Genomic DNA, 22,787 nt, shown 5'->3' with positions numbered 1-22,787 from the left:
AGGTCGTCCGTTCGCGGGCGATGCAGCGCCAGAGGGACCTGCCATGAGGATCTCCGGTTACACGCCCGTGTCCGGCACGACCGGCCGCAACGCGAAGAAACGCGCCGGCGGCACGGGCGAGAGCTTCGACGTTTCCTCGCCCGACCGCTCTGCCGCGACCGCCGGAGGCGGGGCGGCGCACTCGATCGGCGGGATCGATGCCTTGCTGGCCCTGCAGGAAGTGGACGATCCGCTGACCGGCCGGCGCAAGGCGATGGCGCGCGGTCACGATCTCCTCGACGGCATGGAGGCGCTGAAGGCGGATCTGCTGGCGGGCCGGGTGTCCCCGGACCGGCTGCACCGGATCATGGGCCTGCTGCAGGCGCGCAGCGACAGCGGAGATGCGGCGCTGGAGGGGGTGATCGACGAAATCGAGCTGCGCGCGCGTGTCGAACTGGCCAAGCTCGGCGAGTTTGGGTTGTAGGCGGCGCGCGCCGCAAAGGGGGCCGAAAAACCGGGCGGCGTACCCCCGGTGACTGTCAAAATCTGAGGCAAATACCTGAAAAACATAACAAAAAAATGATATTATTTTCCGCGAGCGCGCCGTTGTCGTGCGCGGCGCGTCCCGCTATATTCCGCGCGGCCACATGGGAGCCGGAGTGGGACATGACGGTTGAGTTGGACGCCGAATATCGTCCGAGCGAGGACGAGCCTTTCATGAACGAGCGGCAGCGCGAGTATTTTCGGCGCAAGCTGCTCAAGTGGAAGGAGGAGCTTCTCAAGGAAAGCCGCGAGACGCTTGCCAATCTCCAGGAGGAAAGCCAGAACCATCCCGACATCGCCGATCGCGCGTCGTCGGAGACGGATCGGTCCATCGAATTGCGGGCGCGGGATCGCCAGCGCAAGCTGATCGCCAAGATCGACGCCGCGCTGGAGCGTGTCGCGGACGGGTCCTACGGATATTGCGTGGAGACCGGCGACCCGATTTCGCTCAAGCGGCTCGAGGCGCGCCCCATCGCGACGCTGTCGCTGGAGGCGCAGGAAGCGCACGAGCGGCGCGAGAAGGTCTACCGCGACGATTGACAGGACGGCGCGGGCCGGCGGTGGATCGATCCGCCGGTCCGCAGCCTCGCCCTGCGGTGCCTGCGACCGCGGGCCCCGGCCGGCGACGTCCTCGCCGGCATTTTTTTGGCGCACCCGATTTTATGGGCTCACCTGACGTTTCAGGCCTTTCTTGAAGCGCCCCGGGCGACCGGTCGCGCGTTCGCGCCGCAGCCTCTGCCAGTTGCTTCTGTCCTTGGCGTTGGCCCGTCGTTCTGGCCAGGCGCTTTGGCTCGTGGCTTTGGCCAGGCGATCCGGATCGGACTTCGCGCCGCCGGATCGACACGCGCTCTCCGACACTTGCCGTCATGAGATCCCCGCCCGGCCCTGTCCCGCATGGGCATCCTCGAATTGCGGTGGGGCAGACCTTGCGGTCAGGCTTTTGCAATTGCAGCAACGTGACGGCCGCGCGGTGCAATCGCTGCCGCGTTAACCTCTGGCAACGTCCGGCCGGGTCACTTGACACAGCGAAAATTGTGTTCCTCTGCGTAAAAATGCCGAGTGTTGTGCGGAAATTTGCCTGCAACTTTTAGTAATTAAGACTTTAGAAATATTTTGTATACTGCCGAGTTAATATTTCTCAAAGGTGCGGATGTCTAATCTTCGGAGGGGTGCCGAGCGATCGGCGCCGCGACCTTCAGCGAACTGGACAGACACGCCATGATCGATCTCTTGATTCTGACGGATGAGGCAACGCCCCAGCCCAATCTGGTGGCGCAGCTCTTCGCGTCTTTCAATGTCGTTCAGGCCCCCGCGGCCCGTGCAACGCAGGGCGACGTCGACGAGGCCCGCGTCGTGCTGATCCACGCCGGGCTTCGACTTGCCGGGACGGTGCAGCGGATCGCGGAGCTGACCGGCGAGGCGCGGCGGCGCGACGACATGATCTATGTGGCGCCGGACCGCGAGCGGGTCGGCGTCGTTCAGGCCGAGGCGCTCGGGGTCGGACAGGTCTTTGCCGAGCACGACAAGCTTGACAAGGTCCAGGCGGCCGTCCTTTCCATTCTCAACCGGGATCTCAATGTCGCCCTTGCGATGCGCTCGAGCCGGATTGCATCAGCGGTCGAGACGACGGATGCGCTTTATCGCGATGTCTCCGCGGCCATGCGGGCCAACCGGCCTTTGCCGCTGCGCGCGCTCGACGGCAGCGTTTCGGCGATTGCCGGCGCCATCGGCAACGACGGGCTGAGCGAATGGCTGAGCGCGGTCGAGATGCACCACAGCCAGACCTGCCGCCACATCATGAATGTCGCCGGTTTCGCCAGCGCCTTCGCCCGCCACATCGGCCTGGACGAGGCGGACAACCGTCTGCTGACCGAAGCCAGTCTGCTGCACGATGTCGGCAAGCTCTTCATTCCGATCAGCGTTCTGGAAAAGCCGGGGGCGTTGAGCCCCACGGAACGCAAGGCGATCATGAACCATCCGCAAAAAGGCGAGGACGCCGTGCGCAAATGCGGCAAGGCCAACCCGATGGTGCTCGCCGGTATCCGCAGCCATCACGAATATCTCGATGGCACGGGCTATCCGGACGGTCTCGCCGAAGACCGGATTCCGCCGCTCGTGCGGATGCTGACCATCGTCGACATCTTCTCCGCTCTCACCGAGAAGCGCGCCTACAAGGAGGGGATGACGCCCCGGCTGGCGATCGCCCAGATGGCGGAGATGCGGGGCAAGCTCGACCAGAAGCTCTTCGCCGCCTTTCGCACGATGGTGCTCAATCCGGTCTTCTCCTCGCAGCGCGGCGCCAGCGCATCGGCGGACCGTCTCGGCCCCTGCCTTCGGGACGGGCGGCATCCGCTGGAGGCTACGCCGGCGGGCAGGGTGGCGCGCCGCGGCGTCGCCTGAGCGACGCCGCCAAACACGGCCGGCGGGGCATCCGCGCACGACGGCCGCGCGGAACCGGTGGTTTCACTGACAGGAAATGGAACGGGCACGGTCCGCCGGGGAGCGGGAGACCGTGCCCGTTCGCCGTTCGTGCCTGGGGAGCAATGGAACGGCTGGGGAGGGGGAGCGCGCCGGCCTGCCGAAGGGGAGGCGGGCCGATGCGGGACGGGGAGCGGTGCGGCGACCCCTCGGGCCGCCGGAGCGCAGTGTCAGAAGGGCAGCACGATGTCGAGAACCTGGCTGCCGTAGCGCGGCTGCTGCACGTCGGTGATCTGGCCGCGTCCGCCGTAGCCGATGCGGGCCTCGGCGATCTTCGAGCTCTCGATGGTGTTGTTGGAGGAAATGTCCTCCGGACGCACCACGCCGGCGACGATCAGTTCGCGCACCTCGAAGTTGACGCGCACCTCCTGACGGCCTTCGATCACCATGTTGCCGTTGGGCAGCAGCTGGGTGACGACGGCGGCGACCTTGGTTTCCAGGGTTTCCTCGCGGTCGACCTTGCCGCTGCCCTTGAACTCCGAGGCGCCTTCCGAGGACACCAGATTGTCGGCGCTCGTGCCCGAGGGCAGGAACAGCGTGTTGATCGCGGCCCCGACGGCCCCGCCGGTGCCGCTGGAATCCCTGCCCGAGCGGCTGCGCTCGGTGGCATTGTCGAACTCTGCCCGGTCGGAGATCGTCACCAGAACGGTGAGGATGTCGCCGACCCGGGCCGCGCGCTGATCCTTGAAGAAGGCCCGCGCGCCGGAGCGCCACAGCGAGTTGGAATTGTAGTGGACAGCCTGCGGCGTCGGCATCGGCATCTGCACGGGGCGATAGCCGGGCGTCGTCGTCGGGTCCTGGATCGCGGTCAGCGCCGGGGCCTGACCGACCTGCGACAGGCGGTCGGCGGAGCCGCAGGCGGCGGTGGCGAGCGTGAGCGCCAGAACGGCGGCGGTCTTCACGAAACGGGAGTGCGGAGCCATCAGTTCGTCTCCCCAAGCTGGGCCAGGCGGCGGTGACCGAGGCCGACCACGACCTGATCGTGTGCGTGAACGATGCCCGACACAGTGCGACGGGACTGAAGATTGACGATGTCGACCACATCGCCCTCGGCGCCGTTGGCGAGCGCCTGGCCGATGGTGGTCAGAGTCAGATTGCCGGAGCGGTAGATCAGCGTGACGCGTTCGCCGCGCTTGACGAGGAGCGGCGGCTCGAAGTCCGCAGAGCGCAAGGGGCTGTCGGCGCGCACCGACCGGCGGGCGGCGAGACCGACGAGCTGCGAGACCTCGGTGACGGCCTGGTCGGTCATGCGGCCGCGCGGCAGTTTCTGCAGTGTCAGGTCATCGGCGGTGATGACCGTGCCGCGGGCGATGGGATGGCGGGCGGCGACAACCTCCACCATTTCCAGCGCGCGGCCCGCAACGGTATGCGTCACGACGCGATTTGCCGTGGCGATGCGCACGCGCGCGGTCAGCCGGCCGTTCGCGCGGTTCCAGGCGAGATCGCGCACCGCGATCGGCCGGGGCAGGTCGGCGGAGACGAGGTGCGTGTCCTCCACGCCGCTGAGCGACAGCTCCAGCGCGGCGGGCTCGATGTCGGGATGGCGGGCGGCCAGCGCGTCGCGCACCGCCGCCTCGACCTCGCGCGGGCCGATGTGCTGCGCGAGACGCTCGACCACGACCTGGCGCAAGCCGTCGGTGGCGGCATCGAGATAGCCGGCGGCGCGGGCCCGCTCGGCGACCGTGGCGGCCGGCACCTGGCCGCGCGTGCCGAGATCCGGCGCGCGGAAGATCGGCACCGTCGCGGCGCGCACGGCCTCGGGGTAGAAATCGCCCACGGTGACGACATCGGCCGTGACCGCGACATGCGAGCGCAGGCTGCCGGCGGCAAGCGCATGGCCGGTGGCCAGCAGCAACAGGACGGCGGCGGTAAGGCTTTGGCGGATCATCGTCGGTCTCCTTCAGCGCGCGCGGCGCGTCAGCGCAGGTTGGAGGTGGTGGACGACATTTCGTCGGCCGCCTTGATGATGCGCGAGTTCATCTCGTAGGCGCGCTGGGCGGCGATGAGATCGGAGATCTCGCCGACCGCGTCGACATTCGCCATTTCGAGATGGTTCTGCATCAGATCGCCGAAACCGTCCTCGCCGGGGGCGCCGACGACGGCCGCGCCGCTCGATTCCGTCTCCAGGAACAGGTTGTCGCCGATGGCCTCGAGGCCGGACTTGTTCACGAAGCGGGCGATCTGGATCTGGCCGAGCTGCTGGATCGCATTGCCGGCGCCGACCACCTGCACCTGGCCGTCGGCGCTGATCGTGACGTCGCGCGCGTCCTGCGGAATCACGATGCCCGGGTCGACCGCATAGCCGTCGACGGTGACGAGCTGGCCGTTGGCATCGCGCTCGAAGGAGCCGTCGCGGGTGTAGGCGGTGCCGCCGTCCGGCATCTGGATCTGGAAGAAGCCCTCGCCGCGGATCGCGACGTCGAGTTCCTTGCCGGTCTGGGCGAGGTTGCCCTGGCTCATGATGCGCGCGGTCGAGGCGGTCTTGACGCCCGAGCCGACCTGCACGCCGGTCGGCACGATGGTGCCGTTGGCGGAGGTGTTGGTGCCCATGCGCCGCAGGTTCTGATACAGCAGATCCTGAAAGTCCGCCCGCTGGCGCTTGTAGCCGGTGGTGCGCATGTTGGCGACGTTGTTCGAGATGACCTCGACATTGAGCTCCTGGGCCCGCATGCCGGTCGCGGCGATGTGAAGTGCCTTCATGGCGTCATTCCTTTCGCTTGGCCGTTCGTCGGGCCTCAGGCCTGAACCGTGCCGAGCCGCTCGATGGCGGTCTTGCGCAGCTCATTGCCTTCGGAGAGCATCTTGGAGACCGAGGTGTAGGCGCGGGTGATCTCGATCATCCGCGTCACCTCGATCACGCCGGAGACGTTCGACTTCTCGATGGCGCCCTGCAGCACGGTCACATTGTCGGCCGGCAGCGGGTTTTCACCGGCGAAGAGATTGTCGCCGACGCGCTCGAGAAACTGCGGATTGTCGAATTCGACCACGCGCAGCCGGCCGCGCTGACCGAGCGAGGAAGAGATCGTGCCGTCCTCGGCGATGGTGATGTCGGTCTCGTTCGCCGCGAAGGTGACGGGGCCGCCCTCGCCGAGAACCGGCAGGCCCTGGCTGGTCACCAGCTGCCCGGTGGCGTCGAGATGCAGCGCGCCGTCGCGGGTGTAGCGTTCACCGGCGGGCGTCTGCACGACCATGAACCCCTCGCCCTCGAGGGCGATGTCGAAGGGGTTTTCCGTGATCGAGATCGACCCCGGCTGGAAGTTCGACGACTGGCCGTAGTCCAGGACGTAGGAATAGACCTGGTCGCCGGTCTCGAACTCGCTCGCCTCGGCCACGGGCATCAGATACTCCTCGAACAGGAGGCGCTGTGCCTTGAAGCCGTTGGTGTTCATGTTGGCCAGATTGTTGGCCACCATGCTCAATTGGTTGCGAAGGGCCGTCTGTCGAGACAGCCCGATCAGAAGCGCATTCTCCATATCACCGTTCCTGTGCTCCCCAGCGAGCGACCGTCTCCCCAGATCGGCCGCTCGTTAACCATGTAAGCAGGGACCGTGCCAGATTGTGCGATGCTGAAATCATTGAGAAAATCGGGGTGCGGCCGGATCCGGGCCCGGCAGGAGTGGCCGCGCGCCGCTGCCGGGCGGCAAAACTTGCCGCATTCTGCAAGCCGTTAACGGATTGGTAACCACTCGTTAACCATTCTCTCTTTAGATATAGGGATCGCGCGGGAGGGGCTGCGCAACGAGAGAGTACCGACATGACGGCGGATGCGGATGCAGCCGACGCCCAGGCCGAAGAGGGCGAGGGCGATGCCGGCGGCGGCAAGAAGAAAAAGCTGATCATTTTCGGGGCGGGCGGTCTGGTCCTGCTTCTCGTCGGTGGCGGTGCGGCCGCCTATTTCCTCGGCCTGTTCGGCGGGTCCGAGCCGGTGGCCGAACCCGGCGCCGAGCCGGTGGTGGAGCAGAAGCCGGTCGTCTTCTACGACCTGCCGGAGATGACGGTGAACCTGTCGACGGACGGGCGTGCCACCTACCTGAAGGTGCGCATCGCGCTGGAAGTCGCAGACGACAACGTCGTGGACAAGATCGAGCCATTCCTGCCGCGCATCCTCGATGCCTTCCAGGTCTATCTGCGCGAGTTGCGCCCGGCGGATCTGGAGGGCTCTTCCGGATTGTTCCGACTCAAGGAAGAGTTGCTCAGACGGATCAACACGGCCGTCTACCCGGCGCGGGTGGAGGGCGTGTTGTTCAAGGAAATTCTGGTTCAGTAGGGTCGCACTGCCATGGCCGACGACGACGATCTTGGCGACATCGACGAAGCCTGGGGCGAGGCGCTTGCCGAGCAGGGCGGGGGCGACGACGACGACGAGGATCTCGCCGCCGCCTGGGGCGCCGCGCTCGAGGAGCAGGGCGTCGCCGGGGGCGACGACATGGCCGCCCAATGGGCGGCGATGATCGACGACAGCGAGCCGGAACTCGAGAACGCCACCCGCGGCGCAGATCGTATTCTCAACCAGGAGGAGATCGACAACCTCCTGGGCTTCAACATCGAGGACACGATCGCGGCCGATCAGAGCGGCATCCGCGCGCTGATCAACTCCGCGATGGTGTCCTACGAGCGTCTGCCGATGCTCGAGATCGTGTTCGACCGCCTGGTGCGGCTGACCACGACGTCCTTGCGCAATTTCACCTCCGACAACGTCGAGGTGTCGCTCGACAGCATTTCCTCGGTGCGTTTCGGCGACTACCTGAACTCGATCCCGCTGCCGGCGATCCTCGGCGTGTTCAAGGCGGAGGAATGGGACGGCTTCGGCCTGTGCACGGTGGAATCGAGCCTGATCTACTCGATCATCGACGTGCTGCTCGGCGGCGGACGGGGCATGTCGGCGGTGCGCGTGGAGGGGCGGCCCTATACGACCATCGAGAGCAATCTCGTGCGCCGCATGATCGAGATCATCATGCAGGACATGGAGCAGGCGTTCTCGCCGCTCTCGCCCGTCAGGTTCAATCTGGAGCGGCTGGAGACCAATCCCCGCTTCGCCGCGATTTCGCGTCCCGCCAATGCGGCCATCCTCGTCGAGCTGCGCATCGACATGGAAGACCGCGGCGGCAAGATCGAAATCATGATGCCCTATGCGACCCTGGAGCCGATCCGCGATCTGCTGCTCCAGATGTTCATGGGCGAGAAGTTCGGCCGCGACCCGATCTGGGAGGGCCACCTGGCCACCGAGATCTACGCCGCCGAGATCGACGTCGACGCGGTGCTCTACGAAACGCATCTGCCGCTCGGCCGTGTGCTCGACCTGCAGGTTGGGGAGACTTTGCTCTTCGACGTATCGCCGAACGACCCCGTCGCCATAAAATGCGGGGGGATCCCCCTCACCGAAGGCGTGATGGGCAAGGACGAGGATGCGATCGCCGTGCGCATCGAGCGTGGCTTGCAAAAGCCCAAGATGACCCTGGCCGCGTTCGAGCGGGCCATGCAGAAGGAAATGGACCCAACATGAGCACGATGCCCGTCGGACTGATGATCGAAAGCCTCGTCGCCGTGCTGCTGCTGGTGACCATCGGCTATTGCGTCATTCTCAACAAGCGCCTCAAGCGCCTGCGCGCGGACGAGGAAAGCCTGCGCGCCACCATCTCCGAACTGATCACCGCGTCGGAAATCGCCGAGCGCGCGATCATCGGGCTCAAGGCCACGGCCGGCGAGGCCGACCGCACGCTCGGCGCGCGGCTGGTGAGCGCCGAGCAGCTGTCGCACACGCTGTCCGACCAGATCCGCACCGGCAACGCCGTGCTCGACCGCATCACGCAGATCACGGCGGCCGCCCGCACGCCCGCGGAGGCGCCCGCGCCGCAGCCCGCGGTCCAGCCGCAGGCGGCCGCGCCCGCAGCACCGGCTCCCTCGGCGCCCCCCTCGGCCCCCTTGCGCGCGAGCGACATCCGCTCCGCCGCGATGGAAGCGACCGCCCGCCTCGAGCACTTCCGCAAGCGCAGCGCGGAGCAGGCCGCATGACGAGCCTGCGCCTGATCCCCGTTCTCCTGCTGGCGGCCAGTGCCCTTCTGGGCCTTAAGCTTGCGGATCTGCTGCTCGCCGGTGACGGGGTCACCGGCGGCGGCGTGAGCGTGGCGATGGCGCAGACGGCCGACGAGACCGCCGGGGCAAACGCAGGCGAGGACGCGCCCGCGCAGGACGGCGACGCAGCGGCGGACGGTGCGGCCGAGGCGCCGTTGCCCGATGGCGGACTTGCCGGCGGCGACGCGACGGGCGAGGGCTTGCCGGCGGGGCTGGAGCTCGGCGGTTCGATCGCCGAGCGCAAGGTGCTGGAGTCCCTGAGCGACCGGCGCCAGGAGCTCGACCAGCGCGAGCGTCAGTTCGAGCTGCGCGAGCAGATCCTCAAGTCCACCGAGGACCGGCTGAAGAAGAAGGTCGAGGAAATCCGCGCGCTGGAGGCCAGCATCACCGAGCAGCGCGAGGCGGAAAAGGCCAAGCGCGACGGCGATCTGCGCAATCTGGTCATGATGTATGAATCGATGAAGGCCAAGGATGCCGCGCGCATCTTCGACCGGCTCGATCTCGATATCCTGCTGGAGGTGGCCAAGGCCATGAAGCCGCGCAAGATGGCCGACATCATGGGCCGCATGTCGCCGGAGGCGAGCGAGCGCCTGACGGTCGCGCTGGTGCGCGGACGCGAGGCGGCACTCGACCCCCAGGCGGGCGACGCCACCGGCGTGGATGCGCTTCCGAAAATCATGGGCAACTGAGATGGCGGCGACCCCGCGTTTGCGCGGCTTGCGCGTGTGTGCGACGCGCGAAAGGGGGCGTTAAGCAGGCGCCGCTACACTGGCGCGACGTCAGGCGCTTGACGAGGAACGCGGGTGAACACGAACCGTCGGCCAGTTGCAGGAGCATTGCGCGCCGCCGCAAGCGCGGCGCTGCGCGGTTGCGTGCGTCCCGCACGGACCGTCGCGGGGCTGGCGCGCGCGGGACTCGTCGCGCTGGCAACGGTCGCTGCCGCCGTCCCGCTCGCCGCCGAGCCGCTCGACGCGACGCTCGCCGCCACGCAGGAGGACGGCTACGGCCGTCTCGTCCTCACCTTCGCCGACCGCACGCTGCTGCCCGAGTACGATGCGCTGGCCTCCAACGGCGTGTTGCGGATCCGCTTCCAGGACGAAGTGCGCGTCGACGTCGATACCGTGCCCATCGACATGCCAAACTACATCTCCATCGCCCGCCGCGATCCCGACGGCTCCGCGATCCGTTTCGCGCTGATGGCGGACTTCCGGGTGAACACGATGGAGGCGGGCGAAAAGCTCTTCATCGATCTGCTGCCGCCGGGATGGACGGGCATGCCGCCGGGACTGCCGGACGATGTGGTGCGCGAACTCGCCAAGCGCGCCGAGGCGGCGCTGCGCCGGGCGCGCGCGCTGGAGCAGGCCCGGCTCAAGGGCCAGGAGGAGCCGCGCGTCGATCTGCGCATCGGCAGCCATCCGACCTTCACGCGGCTCGCCTTCGTGTGGAACGTGAACTTCGATTCCGCCTTCGTGCGCGAGGGCGACATGGTCAAGGTCACCTTCAACCACGAAACGGACCTGGATCTTGGCCGGCTGCGCGCGCAACTGCCGCCCGGGGTGGTCGACGCGACCGCCTTCACCGACGAGGGCAAGCTGAAATTCCTGCTGCGCACCGCGCCCGACGTCGACATTCGCGCCTTCCGGGAAGAGGACGCCTATGTGGTCGACGTGACGCCGCGCGACATGCCCACCGATCCGGTGAACGCGCAGATCGACGAGGCGCTCGCCGAACGCACGGGAACGCCGAGCGGGGCCCGCGATCTCGTCGTCGCGCCGGCCGGACCGGTCTCCGCCGAAGCCGCCGCACCGCAGCCCGAACCCGAACCCGCGCCAGAGCCTGAGACCGGGAGCAGCGAGGGGGGCACGAGCCCGGAACGCCCGCCCGTGCCGGCGCCGCCCGTAAAACCCGCCGCCGATGCGGCCGAGGGCCCGACACCGGACACGCCGGCCGAACCGAGCGACGTTGCGGAGGCTCCGGCGCCCGTCGCGGAGAGCGAACCCGAAAGCGCGGCCGCGCCGCCGGCCGCAACGTCGGAACCGGCCGAAACGCCACCGCCAACGCCCGAGGGAGCAAGCGTTCCCCCCGTCATCGACCTTGCGGCCTTTGCGCCCGAGACACCCGAGGCACCCGAGAGCGCCCCCGCGGGCCCGGCGGCACTGCCGGATGCGGTCAATCCGGAATCCACGCCGGCCGGCTATGACGACGAGACCCGCCGTTTCGTCGCAGCGGAAGCCCGGCGCATCGGCGACATCGTGCGCGTGGTGTTTCCCTTTTCCGAGCCGGTGGCGTCCTCCGTGTTTCGCCGCCATGGCAGCATGTGGCTGGTCTTCGACACGGGCGATCCGGTGGACGTGCGCGGCATGCGCTCGGTCCTGGCCGAGGACGTCGAGTCGGTGGAGGTGACCACGGGCGACGGCTGGCAGTCGATCCGGATCGATCTGGAGCAGGAGAAGCTCGCCACCATCGGGGTCGACGGCAGTTCGTGGGTGATGACCATCGGCAACACCATCCTCGAGCCCTCCCGCCCCCTGGTGATGGAACGGTCCGTGCGCAGCGACGGCAGCACCGTGATCACCGTGCCGTTCCGCAATCCGGCGAACGTGCGCGAGATCCGCGACCCCTACGTCGGCGATATCATCACCACGGTGACGGGGCTCGGGCCGGCGCGCGGCATTCTCAAGTCCCAGTCCTTCGCCGAATTCGACGCGCTGATGTCGGCGCATGGCATCGCGGTGCGCGCCAAGGCCGACGATCTCGAGGTGCGCGCCGAGGGCGACACGGTGGTGATCGCCCGCCCGCGCGGGCTTGCGGTGTCCAACGGCGATCTGGCGCGCGGCTCGCGCGTGCTGGAGCCGCTGGCCGATCCGTCGAGCCCCGGGCAGATCGATCTCGGCAACCTCATGACGAGCGATACCGAGCACTTCCTGCGCAAGATCAAGGAGCATGAGTTCGCCATCGCCAACACGCCGCTGGAGGCGCGGCGCATTCCGCGCATGAACCTGTCGCGGTTCTATCTGGCGCATGGGTTCGCGCATGAGGCGCTCGGATTGATGCGGCTCGCCGCCGAAGACGACCCGGCGATCACCCGGGAACCGAGCTTCAACCTGCTGATGGGCGCGGCGCAGGCGCTGGCGGCGCGCCCGCGCGAGGCGGAGAGCTACCTCGACAGGCCCGAGCTCATCAACAACGCCGACGCGGCTGTGTGGCGCACGATCACCTCCGCCGCGCTGCGCGACTGGTCCGGGGCGACGCGCAACATGAGCCGCGGCGAGGCGGTGATCGGCAATTATCCCGTTCTGGTGCAGACGGAGTTCAATCTGGCCGCCGCACGCACCATGGTGGAGGTCAACGATTTCGGGCAGGCGGCGGCGGTGCTGTCGGAGATCGATCCGAGCCTCGCCACGCCGAAGCAGGCGGCGCGCTACGACATCATTCGCGGCCAGGTCGCCGATGCCTCGGGCCGCTCGCGCGAGGCGCTGACGGCCTTTGACCTGGTGCAGCGCTCGGACGAGCGTCCGCTGGCCGCCGAGGCCGCCTATCGCGCCCTGCGCATCCGCCACCGCGACGGCGATGCAAGCACCGAGGACACCATCGACGCGCTCGCCGGCCTCGCGGCCTCCTGGCGCGGCGACGAGACCGAACTGAAGACCCTGCGCTTCCTGGCGCAATTGCTGGTGCAGAACGGCGAGTACCGGCAGGCGTTCGAGGCCATGCAGTCCGCCGTGCAGGCGAACGGCGGGGCGGACACGACGCGGCTGCTGCAGGACGAGATGAGCGCCGTCTTCGCCAACCTCTACCTGAACGGTGAAGCGGACCGCATGTCGCCGGTCAAGGCGCTGGCCCTGTTCTACGATTTCCGGGAAATGACGCCGGTCGGGCGCCGGGGCGACGCCATGGTGCGCCGGCTGGCCAACCGGCTCATCGCGATGGACCTGCTCGACCAGGCGGCGGAACTCCTGCGCCATCAGGTCGACAACCGGCTCAAGGGCGCGGCCCGCGCGCAGATCGCGGCCGATCTGGGCGTCGTCTATCTGATGGACCGCAAGCCGGAGGAGGCGTTGCGCGTGCTCAACAAGACCCGGCAGGCGAAGCTTCCGCGCGAGCTGGAGCGCCAGCGCAACATGGTGGAGGCGCGCGCGCTGACCGAAAGCGGCCGCCCCGATCTGGCGCTCGAGATCGTGCGCAACATGCGCGGCGAGGACGTGGAGCGGCTTCGGGCCGATACACTGTGGGCGGCGCGCAGCTGGCGCGAGGCGGGCGAACAGCTGGAGGGCATCGTCGGCGGGCGCTGGTCCGACCCGATCCCGCTGGCCGATCAGGAGCGCGCCGACATCCTCAAGGCGGCGATCGCCTATTCGCTCGCCGACGACGGCTTCAGCCTCAGCCGCCTCAAGGCGAAGTTCCTGGAAAAGATGAGCGACAGTCCGGAGGCGGCGGCGTTCGAGGTCGTCACGCGGCCGGCCGAGGAGCGCGGCGTGGAGTTCGTCTCCGTCGTCGACAGTCTGGAGACGGTCGATTCCCTCGACATCTTCCTTCAGGAATATCAGCGCAAGTATCTGCAGCCGAGCATCACGCCCGAACCGGCCATCGCTCCGGCGCCGGCCGTCGAGCCGGCCGAGGACCGCACCGCCCGGCGCGACGGCGCGCCGGATGCGCCCGCCGCGCCCGCGGCCGAAGCGCAAACGGCGGACGCCGGCTGAGCGGCCAGACCTAGCCGCTCGCGAAACTCTGCACGAGACTGCCCGCGATCAGGTTCCAGCCGTCGACCAGCACGAAGAAGATCAGCTTGAACGGCAGGGAAATCACCACCGGCGGCAGCATCATCATGCCCATCGACATGAGCACCGAGGCGATCACCAGATCGATGATGAGAAACGGCAGATAGAGCAGGAAGCCGATCTCGAAGGCCCGACGCAACTCGCTGATCATGAAGGCGGGCACCAGAATGCGCAGGCTCAGCTCTTCCGGCGTTTCCGGTGCCGGCTGACCGGACAGTTCCACGAAGAGCTCGACATCCTGCTCGCGCACATTCGCCCGCATGAAGAGGTGGAACGGCTCGGAGGCGCGTTCGAAGGCCTCGTCCAGTTCCACCGACCCCTCGACGAGCGGCTGGATGCCCTCGTTGTAGGCGGCCTCGAAGGTCGGGGCCATGATGAAGGCGGTGAGAAACAGCGCCAACGACGTCATCACCGCGTTCGGCGGCGCGGTCTGCAGGCCGATGGCCGAGCGCAGCAGCGACAGGACGACGATGATGCGGGTGAAGCTTGTCACCATCACCAGGATCGACGGGGCGAGGCTGAGAACCGTAAGCAGCGCGATCAGCTGAACCGCGCGCTCGGTCAGGCCGGTGCCCTCGCCGAAACCGATGGAGATGTCCTGGGCGGAGGCCGGGCCGAGCAGAAGCGCGAGAAGCCCGGCGGAGCCGAGGGCGACCGCCAGCGCGGCGCCCGTCAGGCCGAAACGCCATCGGCGCGGCCGGGCGGTGCGGCGGCCCCGTCGAATCATTTGTCCTTCGATCCGCCGATCTCGCTCAGAAGGCGTGCCATTTCCTCCTCGATCGCATCCATCGTGACGTCGCTTCTGCCGTCCTTCTTCGGGGCCGGCGCCTCGGGTTCCGCAGGCGCGGCAGCCGCCGGCGCAGGCTCGGGCTCGGCAGGAGCCTTGGTGTCCGGTGTCGCGCCTGTCTGGGCGGGGCCGCTCTGCGCGAATTCCGCGAGCAGGGCCTCTTCCAGCGACGGAGCCGGTTTGGCCTCGGCGGCGGGCTTGGATTCCGCCGGTTTGGGTTCGGCAGGTTTCGGCTCGGCAGGCTTGGGCTCGGCCGGTTTTGGCTCTGCCGGCTTCGGCGCGTCCGGCTTGGGGGCGGCGGGTTTGCTTTCGGCCGGGACGTCCGGCTTTGCGGCTTCGCCCGCCGGTGCCTGCGCCTTTTGCGGCTCTGACGGGGGCGGCGTTGCCGGGGCGGCGGGCTTGGCCGGCGCCGGCTCGGGTGTCGCCGGTTTCACGTCGGCCGGTTTCGTGTCGGCCGGCCTGGCCGCAGCCTCCGCCTTTGCCGCCTCGGGCTTCGGTTCGGGCTTTGGCTCACTTGCCTTCGGGTGGTCTGAGGCGTCGGCCCGGGCCGGGCCCTGTGGAGCTTGGCTCTGGGGCCGGGCGGGGTCCTTCGTCGGCGGTTCGGCGTCGCCGCGCGTGCCGGGGCCTGGAGCGGTCGCCTCCGGGGCCGGCTTCGCCGGACGCGGGTTTTCCTCTGGCTGGGGGAAGGCCGTGCGGGCCGTCGCGGCCGGGCCGGAGGAGGGCGGTGTGATGGCGCGGCGCGGCGGGGCGGGCTGGCGCGCCGGGGCGGCCGGTTCCCCTTGCGGGCGCGCGGCGGCCGACGCGTTGCGGGCAAGACCGGCGACGGCCGCTCCGGCGGCGGCGACCGAGGCGCCGGCACGATGCAGCGGAGAGGCCGGGCGGCGCGGGTCTTCCGCAGGCGCCGGCGCGGGGCGGGCTTCGGCGGGAGCCGCATTGCGCGGCGAGGGACGCATCGGTGCCTCCGGCGCGGAGGGCGCCTGCGGAGGGCGCGAAGCGGCCGGGCGGGCCGGCGGGCGTGGCGCAGGGGCCGGGGCGCGCGGCGCAGCTGGCGCCGGGGTCGGCGGAACCGGTGCAGCCTGCGCGGGAGCCGATTGAGCGGGAGCCGGCTGTGCGGGAGGCGGTGCGACCGGTGCCTGCGGCGCGGCCGGCTCGTATTCATTGGCCGCAAGGGCGGCGGCGGTCGCTTCGGCCGCCGCCGCCGAGGGCTGGCGCGGATAGGCCTGGGCGACCGGCACGCCGCGCACGATGCCGCGTTCGACCACCACATCGCTCGGACCGCCGACGAGCAGCAGATGCTCGACATTGTCGCGGCGGATCAGGATCAGGCGGCGGCGCGCGTCGAGGGCGGCGGCGTCCATCACCGCCACGCGCGGCTGACGGGCCCGTCCGCCCATGGTGCGGGCGCCGGACACCCGCCGCAGGATCCAGACGAAGACGGCGATCAGCAGCAGAACCACCACCACGGCGATGAAGAAGCCGATGCCGCGGGCCAGGCCCGGCTCCATCTGGAAGGTATCCACCAGCCAACTTGTCATGCCATTCGGCCTTTTTTCTCGAAACTCTTTGCCGCGACGCACAGCCGCGGCGCCGCATGTTTTTTTGAGACCCGGCTTCCCGGAAGCCCGGGCGGGCGTTTGCCCGGGGCCCGTTTCCGCCCGTGCGAGGCGCGACGCTTGCGAACCGCGCGGAACACGGGTGGCGAATCCCGACGTTCGCCCGCATTTGTTTATCCGCTTTGCGCGATTCTCACAAAGAAGGAAGCGCGCGGGCGGCAAAATTTGCCCAAGGCGCCCCGCACTCTGCAACGCGTGGGCACCGCGCGCGGGAGCGAATTGGCGCATTTGCGCGCCCGAAGATTGCCAGTTCGTTAATCGTTAACCGCCCGTTAACCATATGCCCGGCAGGATCTGCCGAGCAATGACGGAGTCGGATGCGGACCGCGACCATGGCGATCACTGATCTCAATCTCTTCCAGGCGCTGAAGGCGAAGATGCAGTGGCATCAAAGCCGCCAGGGCGTGCTGGCCGAAAATGTCGCCAATGCGGATACGCCCGGCTACCGCGGGCGCGATCTGGAGGAATTCTCCTTCGAAACCGCGCTGCGGGCGCGCACGGTCGGCATCGAGACGGCGCGCACCAGCAGCGGTCACCTCAAGGGCTCCATGCTTCGCGAAACCGGCGGGGCAAAGGCCGATCCGGTCACCGGCTTCGAGGTCACACCGGACGCCAACACCGTGGTGCTGGAGGAGCAGATGATGAAGGTGACGGCCAACCAGATGGACTATCAGGCCGTGACCTCGCTCTACACCAAGGGGCTCGGCCTGATCCGAACCGCCCTGTCGCGTGGCGCGTGATGGCGCGTCCCCGGCTTGAATTCAGGTAAGCGCGAAGGAGTGTCGCCGTGGATTTCATGAAGTCGATCTTCGTCGCCGCCACGGGCCTGAAGGCCCAGAACGGGCGCATGCGGATCATCGCCGAAAACATCGCCAACGCGGATTCCACCGGGCGCACCCCGGAGGACGATCCCTACCGGCGCAAGATCCCGACCTTTCGCACCACGCTGGACCGCGAACTCAATGCCGAGGTCGTCAAGCTCGGTCCCGTCGAGGTCGACCGCTCCGACTTCAAGCAGCGCTACGAGCCCGGCCACCCGGCGGCCGACGCCAACGGCAACGTCAAGATGCCGAACGTCAGCACGCTGGTGGAAATGACCGACATGCGCGAGGCGCAGCGCTCCTACGAGGCCAACCTCAACCTGATCCAGTCGACGCGGCGCATGCTGCAGAAGACCATTGAAATTTTGCGCGCCTGAGCTTTCGCCGCGCGCACCTGAAATCCCGCGCGCCTGAGCCTGCGCCGCGCGCACCTGAAATCCCGCGCGCTTGAGCTCATGCCGCGCGCATCTGAAATCCCGCGCGTCGTCGTGACGTTCGCGCCCGCCCGATCCGCACGTACCCGGAGTAACCGCCATGTCGATCCCCTCGATTGCCGCCAACGCCTATCGCATGACGTCCGCGCTCGCCGGTGCGAATCAGGATAAACCGCTGGACAAGGCGTCGACGGGCGCGCCCGACTTTGCCAACATGGTGAAGTCGGCGGTCGATACCGTCGTCGAACAGGGGCAGAAGTCGGACGCGCAGGCGCTGGCGATGACGCAGGGCAAGGCCAATGTCGTCGATGTCGTGACGGCGGTCGCTGAAACCGAGGTCGCGATGGAAACGCTGGTCTCCGTCCGCGACCGCGTCATCTCCGCCTATCAGGAGATCATGCGCATGCCGATCTGACGTCTCTCTGCCGGCGGTGCGTTTGCCGCGCCGGGATGAGGACGGGCCTGCGCGCCGGGGCATAGGGTGACGGGGCCGCGGGCGAGGGGATGCGGAAGCGATATGGTGAGGCCGGAATGACGGGGCCGGAGGTGCTCGATATCGCCCGCCAGGGGATCTGGACGCTGATCATCGTGGCCGCGCCGCCGATGGTCGTCGGCCTTGCGGTCGGCGTGGTGATCGCGCTGTTTCAGGCGCTGACCCAGATCCAGGAGATGACCCTCGTCTTCGTGCCCAAGATCCTGGCGATCTTCGTGACGCTGATCGTCACGCTGCCCTTCATGGGGCAGGCGCTCAACAGCTACACCGCGCGGCTGGCGGATCTGATCATCGGCGGCGGATAGGCCATGACGCTCGACATCGCGCTTCTGCCGCAGGTCGCTCTTTTGTTCATGCTGATGTTCGCGCGCATCGGCACCATGCTGATGCTGATGCCGGCGCTCGGCGAGACCTCGATCTCGCCGCGCATCCGGCTGGCCATCGCGGTGCTGCTGACGCTGGTCTTCTATCCGCTGATGACGCCGCTTTACGACGTGACGGCCACGACGACCCTCGCCCGTGTGATGGTCCTGTTCGCGAGCGAGTTCGCCATCGGTTTCTTCATTGGCCTGAGCGCCCGGCTGATCACCTATGCGCTGTCGATCGCCGGCATGATCATCGCCACCCAGTCGGGTCTGGCCTTCGCCATGGCCACCGATCCGACGATGGACGGCCAGCAGGGCGCGGTGATCGGCTCGTTTCTCTCGCTGCTCGGCATCACGCTGGTCTTCGCCTTCGACCTGCACTACCTCGTCATCGCGGCGATGCACGACAGTTTCCAGCTGTTCCCGCCCGGCGCCGGTCTTCCGATCGGCGATCTGACGGAACTGGCGACCGGGCTGGTCGCGGAGATCTTCGAGATCGCGGTGCGCCTGTCCGCGCCCTTCATCGTCGTCGGGCTTGTGTTCTATTTCGGCCTCGGTCTGCTCAACAAGCTGATGCCGCAGATGCAGATCTTCTTCATCGCCATGCCGCTCAACATCGCCATCGGAGGGGTGATGCTCTTCGCCCTGCTGGTGACCATGATGATGTGGTATCTCAGTCATTTCGAAACGGCGTTCGGCCGGTTCATCGCGGGGTAGACGATGTCCGAGCAGACAGACGACGCCGAGAAGACAGAAGACCCCACGCAAAAAAAGCTCGACGACGCGCTGAAGAAGGGCGACGTCGCCAAGAGCCAGGAGGTCTCCACCTGGTTCGCGATGCTCGGCACGGGGCTCGTGGTCGCCATGCTCGCGCCATCGGCCGCCGACGGCCTGCACGACGCGCTGCGCGGCTATCTGGTGCATGCGCACGACATTCCCGTCGACGGGCCGGCGCTCGGCGAGTTGTGGCAGGACACGGGGACCCGGCTCGCCGCCATCCTGGCGCTGCCGCTTCTGCTGCTGCTGGCGATGGCGCTGATCGGCAACATGATCCAGCACAATCTGGTCTGGTCGGCCGAGCGGATGAAGCCGAAGCTCAACAAGATCTCGCCGCTGGCCGGCTTCAAGCGGCTGTTTTCCTCCGAAAGCCTCGTCAACTTCGCCAAGGGGCTGGTGAAGATCGCGGTGGTGAGCGGCGTCATGGTCGCCGTTCTCTGGCCGCATCGCGCGGAGATCGACACCATGATCTTCCGCGAGACCGGCGTCCTTCTGGAGGAAACGCGCGAGCTGATCCTGCAGCTCATCGCGGCCATCCTGGCGGTGATGACCGTCGTGGCGGCGCTCGACTACCTCTACCAGCGCAACAAGTGGTTCGAGAAACAGAAGATGACCCAGCGCGAGGTCAAGGAGGAGTACAAGCAGACCGAGGGCGATCCGCTTGTGAAGGGCAAGATCCGGCAGCTGCGCATGGAGCGGTCGCGCAAGCGCATGATGGCGGCGGTGCCGGAGGCGACCGTGGTGGTCACCAACCCGACCCACTATGCGGTCGCGCTGAAATACGAGCAGGGCATGCAGGCGCCGATCTGCGTGGCCAAGGGCACGGACCAGATCGCGCTGAAGATCCGCGAGATCGCGCGCGACAACGAGGTGCCGGTGATCGAGAACCCGCCGCTCGCGCGCGCGCTGCACGCGCTCCTCGACATCGACCAGGAAGTGCCGGAAGAGCAGTATCGCGCGGTGGCGGAAGTGATCGGTTTCGTTTATCGAATGCGGGAACGCGGATCGTGGCGCGGCTGAGCGGCGCCGCGTCGCCGGAGACAACGAGCTGGAACGGCAGGCGCGCGCCGTCGGGCGCTGCGGGGTGACACATGAACGAGACGGATTCCGGCCCGAAGGGGCCGGCCCTTGACCGGCCGGAGCGCTCCGGCAGCATCAGCCTTCTCATTCTCCTGGCGCTGGCCCTGGTGGCGGCTGCCGTCGCCTTTGCCTTCATGACGCGCGAACGGGCCGAGCCCTATGTGCTGGCGCTGCTCGGCACGCTCGCCGTGATCGGCATCTTCTCCCTCTTCGCCGCGGCGATCGGGCTGGTGCGCTTCACCATGCGCACGCCCCCGAGCCCGGTGCCCGCGGCCTTCGTCAACACGCTCGACGAGGGCGTGCTCGTCACCGAGCGCGACGGGCGCATCGTTTACGCCAACGCCGCCTACGCGCGGATCGTCGGGGCGGCGTCCACGAGCGACGTGCGCGGCGTGGAACGGGTCTTCTCGCATGACGCGGGCGCCACGGACGCGATCTTTCATCTTGCCCGCGCCGCCGAGGACGCGCGCGGCGGCGAGGAGGAAATCCGCCTGTCGCATGCGCTCGGCGCCGAGGACGGGCCGCCGTGCTGGTACCGGGTACGCGTGCGCCCGCTCGACCTGCCGAAGGCGTCCGGGGGCAAGGACACGCGCGCCTGTATCGTGTGGCAGATCGCCGACATCAGCGCGCACCGCACCGAGCAGGAGACCTCCTTCCAGGAGCTGCAGCGGGTGATCAATTTCCTCGATCACGCGCCGGCGGGTTTCTTTTCCTGCGATGCGGCGGGCCGTCTCGTCTATCTCAACGCCACGCTCGCCGACTGGCTCGGCTACGATCTCGTCACCTTCAAGACCGGCACGGTGGCGCTCTCCGACTTCATTCGCGGGGATGGCGCCGAACTTCTGCTCTCCATGCAGGGGCAGCCGGGCGAAGTGAAGAACGAGACCTTCGATCTCGATCTCGTCGCGCGCAACGGGCGCAGCATCCCCGCGCGGATCCTGCATCGCGTGCCCTTCGGGGCCAAGGGGCTGGCCGGCGAAAGCCGCTCGCTGGTACTCAACCGCTCCAAGGGCGAGGACGCCTCGGAGGCGCTGCGCTCGTCGGAAGTGCGCTTCGCCCGCTTCTTCAACAACACGCCGATCGCCATCGCCTCCATCGGGCGCGACGGCCAGATCCAGAAGACCAACGCCCCCTTCGTGCGCCTGTTCGGCGTCAGCGAGGGCGGGTCCGGCGCGGCGAAGATGGTGGATCTCGTCACCGGCACCTCGCGGCCCGCGCTTCAGGAGGCGCTGGCGGCGGCCGCCGACGGGCAGAGCGAGATCCCGCCGGTCGAGGTGCGGCTGGACGAGCGCGAGGAGGGGCGCTCGGCGACCGTCTATGTCTCGGCGGTGCGCGACGGCGAGGACGACGGCGATGCGGCCATCGTCTACGTTCTGGAAACGACGGCGCAGCGGGTCCTGGAGGCGCAGTTCGCGCAGGGGCAGAAGATGCAGGCCATCGGCCAGCTCGCCGGCGGCGTGGCGCATGACTTCAACAACGTCCTGACCGCGATCATCGGCTTTTCCGACCTGCTGCTGGCGAGCCACCGGCCGAGCGATCCGTCCTTCCAGGACATCATGAACATCAAGCAGAACGCCAATCGCGCCGCCGGCCTCGTGCGGCAGCTGCTGGCGTTCTCGCGCCGCCAGACGCTCCGGCCCAAGGAACTGGCGCTCAACGACGTGCTCGCCGACCTGTCGATCCTGCTCGACCGGCTGCTGGGCGAGAAGGTGGAGCTCAAGGTCGTGCACGGGCGCGACCTGTGGCCGGTGATGGCCGATCTCAACCAGCTCGAGCAGGTGATCGTGAATCTGGCGGTCAACGCCCGCGATGCCATGCCCGAGGGCGGCCGGCTGACGATCCGCACGCTCAATGTGTCCGAGGACGACTCCAAGACCTACGACAACACGCGAGGAATGCCGGCGGGCGAATATGTGCTGACCGAAGTGGTCGACACCGGAACCGGCATGACGCCGGAGGTGATGGAGAAGATCTTCGAGCCGTTCTTCTCGACCAAGGACGTCGGCAAGGGCACCGGTCTGGGGCTCTCCACCGTCTATGGCATCGTCAAGCAGACCGGCGGTTTCATTTTCTGTGCCAGCGAGATCGGCGAAGGGACCACCTTCCGCATCTTTCTGCCGCGCCACGTGCGCGAGGAGGGTGCGGAAACCGAGGTCAAGCAGGTGGAGCAGCAGCCGCTTGCCGATCTCACCGGCTCCGCCACCATCCTTCTGGTGGAGGACGAGGAGGCCGTGCGGGCGTTCGCCGCGCGCGCGCTGACGTCGCGCGGCTACACGGTGCATGAGGCATCGAGCGGCGCGGAGGCGCTGGAGATCATGGAAGAGACCGGCGGCGACGTCGATCTCGTGGTCTCCGACGTGGTGATGCCGGAGATGGACGGGCCGTCGCTCCTGCGCGAGTTGCGCAAGACGCGGCCCGATCTCAAGATCATCTTCGTGTCCGGCTATGCCGAGGACGCCTTCGAGAAGAACCTGCCGGAGAACGAGAAATTCTCGTTCCTGCCCAAGCCTTTCACGCTGAAGCAGCTGGCCACCGTGGTGAAGGACGTGCTGGCGACCTGAGCGCCG

At 68.0% G+C, this 22,787-nt stretch carries 21 protein-coding genes; 15 read left to right on the top strand and 6 right to left on the bottom strand.

Annotated features, from left to right (window positions below):
* Positions 1 to 43: 43 nt before the first annotated feature.
* The 3 genes from ABL312_RS11665 (at position 44) to ABL312_RS11655 (ending at position 2,922) form a co-directional block, all read left to right on the top strand.
* Entirely contained in the window at positions 44 to 463 is a 420-nt protein-coding gene (locus ABL312_RS11665; RefSeq protein ID WP_349357549.1) for a flagellar assembly protein FliX, read from the top strand.
* 182 nt (positions 464 to 645) lie between these two features.
* The gene (gene dksA / locus ABL312_RS11660) at positions 646 to 1,062 is read left to right on the top strand and encodes an RNA polymerase-binding protein DksA (protein WP_349357548.1); all 417 of its coding nucleotides are present in this window, start codon (positions 646 to 648) and stop codon (positions 1,060 to 1,062) included.
* Between the two features lie 678 nt (positions 1,063 to 1,740).
* The gene (locus ABL312_RS11655; RefSeq protein ID WP_349357547.1) at positions 1,741 to 2,922 is read left to right on the top strand and encodes an HD domain-containing phosphohydrolase; all 1,182 of its coding nucleotides are present in this window, start codon (positions 1,741 to 1,743) and stop codon (positions 2,920 to 2,922) included.
* A gap of 248 nt (positions 2,923 to 3,170) precedes the next feature.
* Here ABL312_RS11655 and flgH read toward each other — a convergent pair whose 3' ends face one another.
* The 4 genes from flgH to flgF are packed head-to-tail and all read right to left on the bottom strand — an operon-like array spanning position 3,171 to position 6,473.
* Positions 3,171 to 3,923, bottom strand: coding sequence for a flagellar basal body L-ring protein FlgH (gene flgH, locus ABL312_RS11650; RefSeq protein ID WP_349357546.1), 753 nt, complete (start codon positions 3,921 to 3,923; stop codon positions 3,171 to 3,173).
* The gene (gene flgA, locus ABL312_RS11645; protein WP_349357545.1) at positions 3,923 to 4,888 is read right to left on the bottom strand and encodes a flagellar basal body P-ring formation chaperone FlgA; all 966 of its coding nucleotides are present in this window, start codon (positions 4,886 to 4,888) and stop codon (positions 3,923 to 3,925) included. Before flgA ends, flgH begins: the two co-directional genes overlap by 1 nt.
* A 29-nt stretch (positions 4,889 to 4,917) precedes the next feature.
* Positions 4,918 to 5,700, bottom strand: coding sequence for a flagellar basal-body rod protein FlgG (flgG, locus tag ABL312_RS11640; protein ID WP_349357544.1), 783 nt, complete (start codon positions 5,698 to 5,700; stop codon positions 4,918 to 4,920).
* A 35-nt stretch (positions 5,701 to 5,735) separates the two neighbouring features.
* A complete protein-coding gene (flgF, locus tag ABL312_RS11635) occupies positions 5,736 to 6,473 on the bottom strand; it encodes a flagellar basal-body rod protein FlgF (protein ID WP_349357543.1) in 738 nt (245 codons plus the stop codon).
* A gap of 281 nt (positions 6,474 to 6,754) precedes the next feature.
* On the opposite strand from flgF, the gene ABL312_RS11630 reads away from it, so the two are divergent.
* The 5 genes from ABL312_RS11630 to ABL312_RS11610 all read left to right on the top strand — a co-directional run bounded on the left by ABL312_RS11630 (position 6,755) and on the right by ABL312_RS11610 (position 13,772).
* Positions 6,755 to 7,267 carry a flagellar basal body-associated FliL family protein gene (locus ABL312_RS11630; RefSeq protein ID WP_349357542.1) on the top strand — a complete coding sequence of 171 codons (513 nt, stop codon included), beginning with the start codon at positions 6,755 to 6,757 and terminating at the stop codon, positions 7,265 to 7,267.
* Positions 7,268 to 7,279: 12 nt separating this feature from the next.
* Entirely contained in the window at positions 7,280 to 8,503 is a 1,224-nt protein-coding gene (gene fliM / locus ABL312_RS11625; RefSeq protein ID WP_349357541.1) for a flagellar motor switch protein FliM, read from the top strand.
* Positions 8,500 to 9,012, top strand: coding sequence for a DUF6468 domain-containing protein (locus ABL312_RS11620; protein WP_349357540.1), 513 nt, complete (start codon positions 8,500 to 8,502; stop codon positions 9,010 to 9,012). The genes fliM and ABL312_RS11620 overlap by 4 nt, the downstream gene beginning before the upstream one ends.
* Complete coding sequence (locus ABL312_RS11615) at positions 9,009 to 9,761, top strand: hypothetical protein (RefSeq protein ID WP_349357539.1); 753 nt, start codon at positions 9,009 to 9,011, stop codon at positions 9,759 to 9,761. Before ABL312_RS11620 ends, ABL312_RS11615 begins: the two co-directional genes overlap by 4 nt.
* 183 nt (positions 9,762 to 9,944) lie before the next feature.
* Positions 9,945 to 13,772, top strand: coding sequence for a hypothetical protein (locus ABL312_RS11610; RefSeq protein ID WP_349357538.1), 3,828 nt, complete (start codon positions 9,945 to 9,947; stop codon positions 13,770 to 13,772).
* Positions 13,773 to 13,782: 10 nt separating this feature from the next.
* On the opposite strand, the gene fliP is transcribed toward ABL312_RS11610, so the two are convergent.
* Positions 13,783 to 14,577, bottom strand: coding sequence for a flagellar type III secretion system pore protein FliP (gene fliP, locus ABL312_RS11605; protein ID WP_349357537.1), 795 nt, complete (start codon positions 14,575 to 14,577; stop codon positions 13,783 to 13,785).
* Positions 14,574 to 16,478, bottom strand: a complete 1,905-nt coding sequence (locus tag ABL312_RS11600) for a hypothetical protein (protein ID WP_349357536.1) — start codon at positions 16,476 to 16,478, stop codon at positions 14,574 to 14,576. The genes fliP and ABL312_RS11600 overlap by 4 nt, the downstream gene beginning before the upstream one ends.
* A gap of 104 nt (positions 16,479 to 16,582) precedes the next feature.
* Here ABL312_RS11600 and flgB point away from each other — a divergent pair, with 104 nt between their 5' ends.
* The 7 genes from flgB to cckA all read left to right on the top strand — a co-directional run bounded on the left by flgB (position 16,583) and on the right by cckA (position 22,781).
* Positions 16,583 to 16,990, top strand: coding sequence for a flagellar basal body rod protein FlgB (gene flgB, locus ABL312_RS11595; protein ID WP_349357535.1), 408 nt, complete (start codon positions 16,583 to 16,585; stop codon positions 16,988 to 16,990).
* A gap of 47 nt (positions 16,991 to 17,037) precedes the next feature.
* Positions 17,038 to 17,448, top strand: coding sequence for a flagellar basal body rod protein FlgC (gene flgC / locus ABL312_RS11590; protein WP_349357534.1), 411 nt, complete (start codon positions 17,038 to 17,040; stop codon positions 17,446 to 17,448).
* Between the two features lie 157 nt (positions 17,449 to 17,605).
* Positions 17,606 to 17,920 carry a flagellar hook-basal body complex protein FliE gene (gene fliE, locus ABL312_RS11585; RefSeq protein WP_349357533.1) on the top strand — a complete coding sequence of 105 codons (315 nt, stop codon included), beginning with the start codon at positions 17,606 to 17,608 and terminating at the stop codon, positions 17,918 to 17,920.
* Positions 17,921 to 18,036: 116 nt separating this feature from the next.
* A complete protein-coding gene (gene fliQ, locus ABL312_RS11580; RefSeq protein WP_349357532.1) occupies positions 18,037 to 18,303 on the top strand; it encodes a flagellar biosynthesis protein FliQ in 267 nt (88 codons plus the stop codon).
* 3 nt (positions 18,304 to 18,306) lie between these two features.
* Complete coding sequence (gene fliR / locus ABL312_RS11575; protein ID WP_349357530.1) at positions 18,307 to 19,080, top strand: flagellar biosynthetic protein FliR; 774 nt, start codon at positions 18,307 to 18,309, stop codon at positions 19,078 to 19,080.
* A gap of 3 nt (positions 19,081 to 19,083) precedes the next feature.
* A complete protein-coding gene (flhB, locus tag ABL312_RS11570) occupies positions 19,084 to 20,160 on the top strand; it encodes a flagellar biosynthesis protein FlhB (RefSeq protein WP_349357529.1) in 1,077 nt (358 codons plus the stop codon).
* Between the two features lie 71 nt (positions 20,161 to 20,231).
* Entirely contained in the window at positions 20,232 to 22,781 is a 2,550-nt protein-coding gene (cckA, locus tag ABL312_RS11565; RefSeq protein ID WP_349357528.1) for a cell cycle histidine kinase CckA, read from the top strand.
* The last annotated feature ends 6 nt before the right edge of the window (positions 22,782 to 22,787 follow it).

The sequence above is a fragment of the Stappia sp. genome, from assembly GCF_040110915.1.
Classification (GTDB): Bacteria; Pseudomonadota; Alphaproteobacteria; order Rhizobiales; family Stappiaceae; genus Stappia.
The sequence above is the reverse complement of the archived record's forward strand: the minus strand, read 5'-3'. Positions and strand labels throughout refer to the sequence as shown.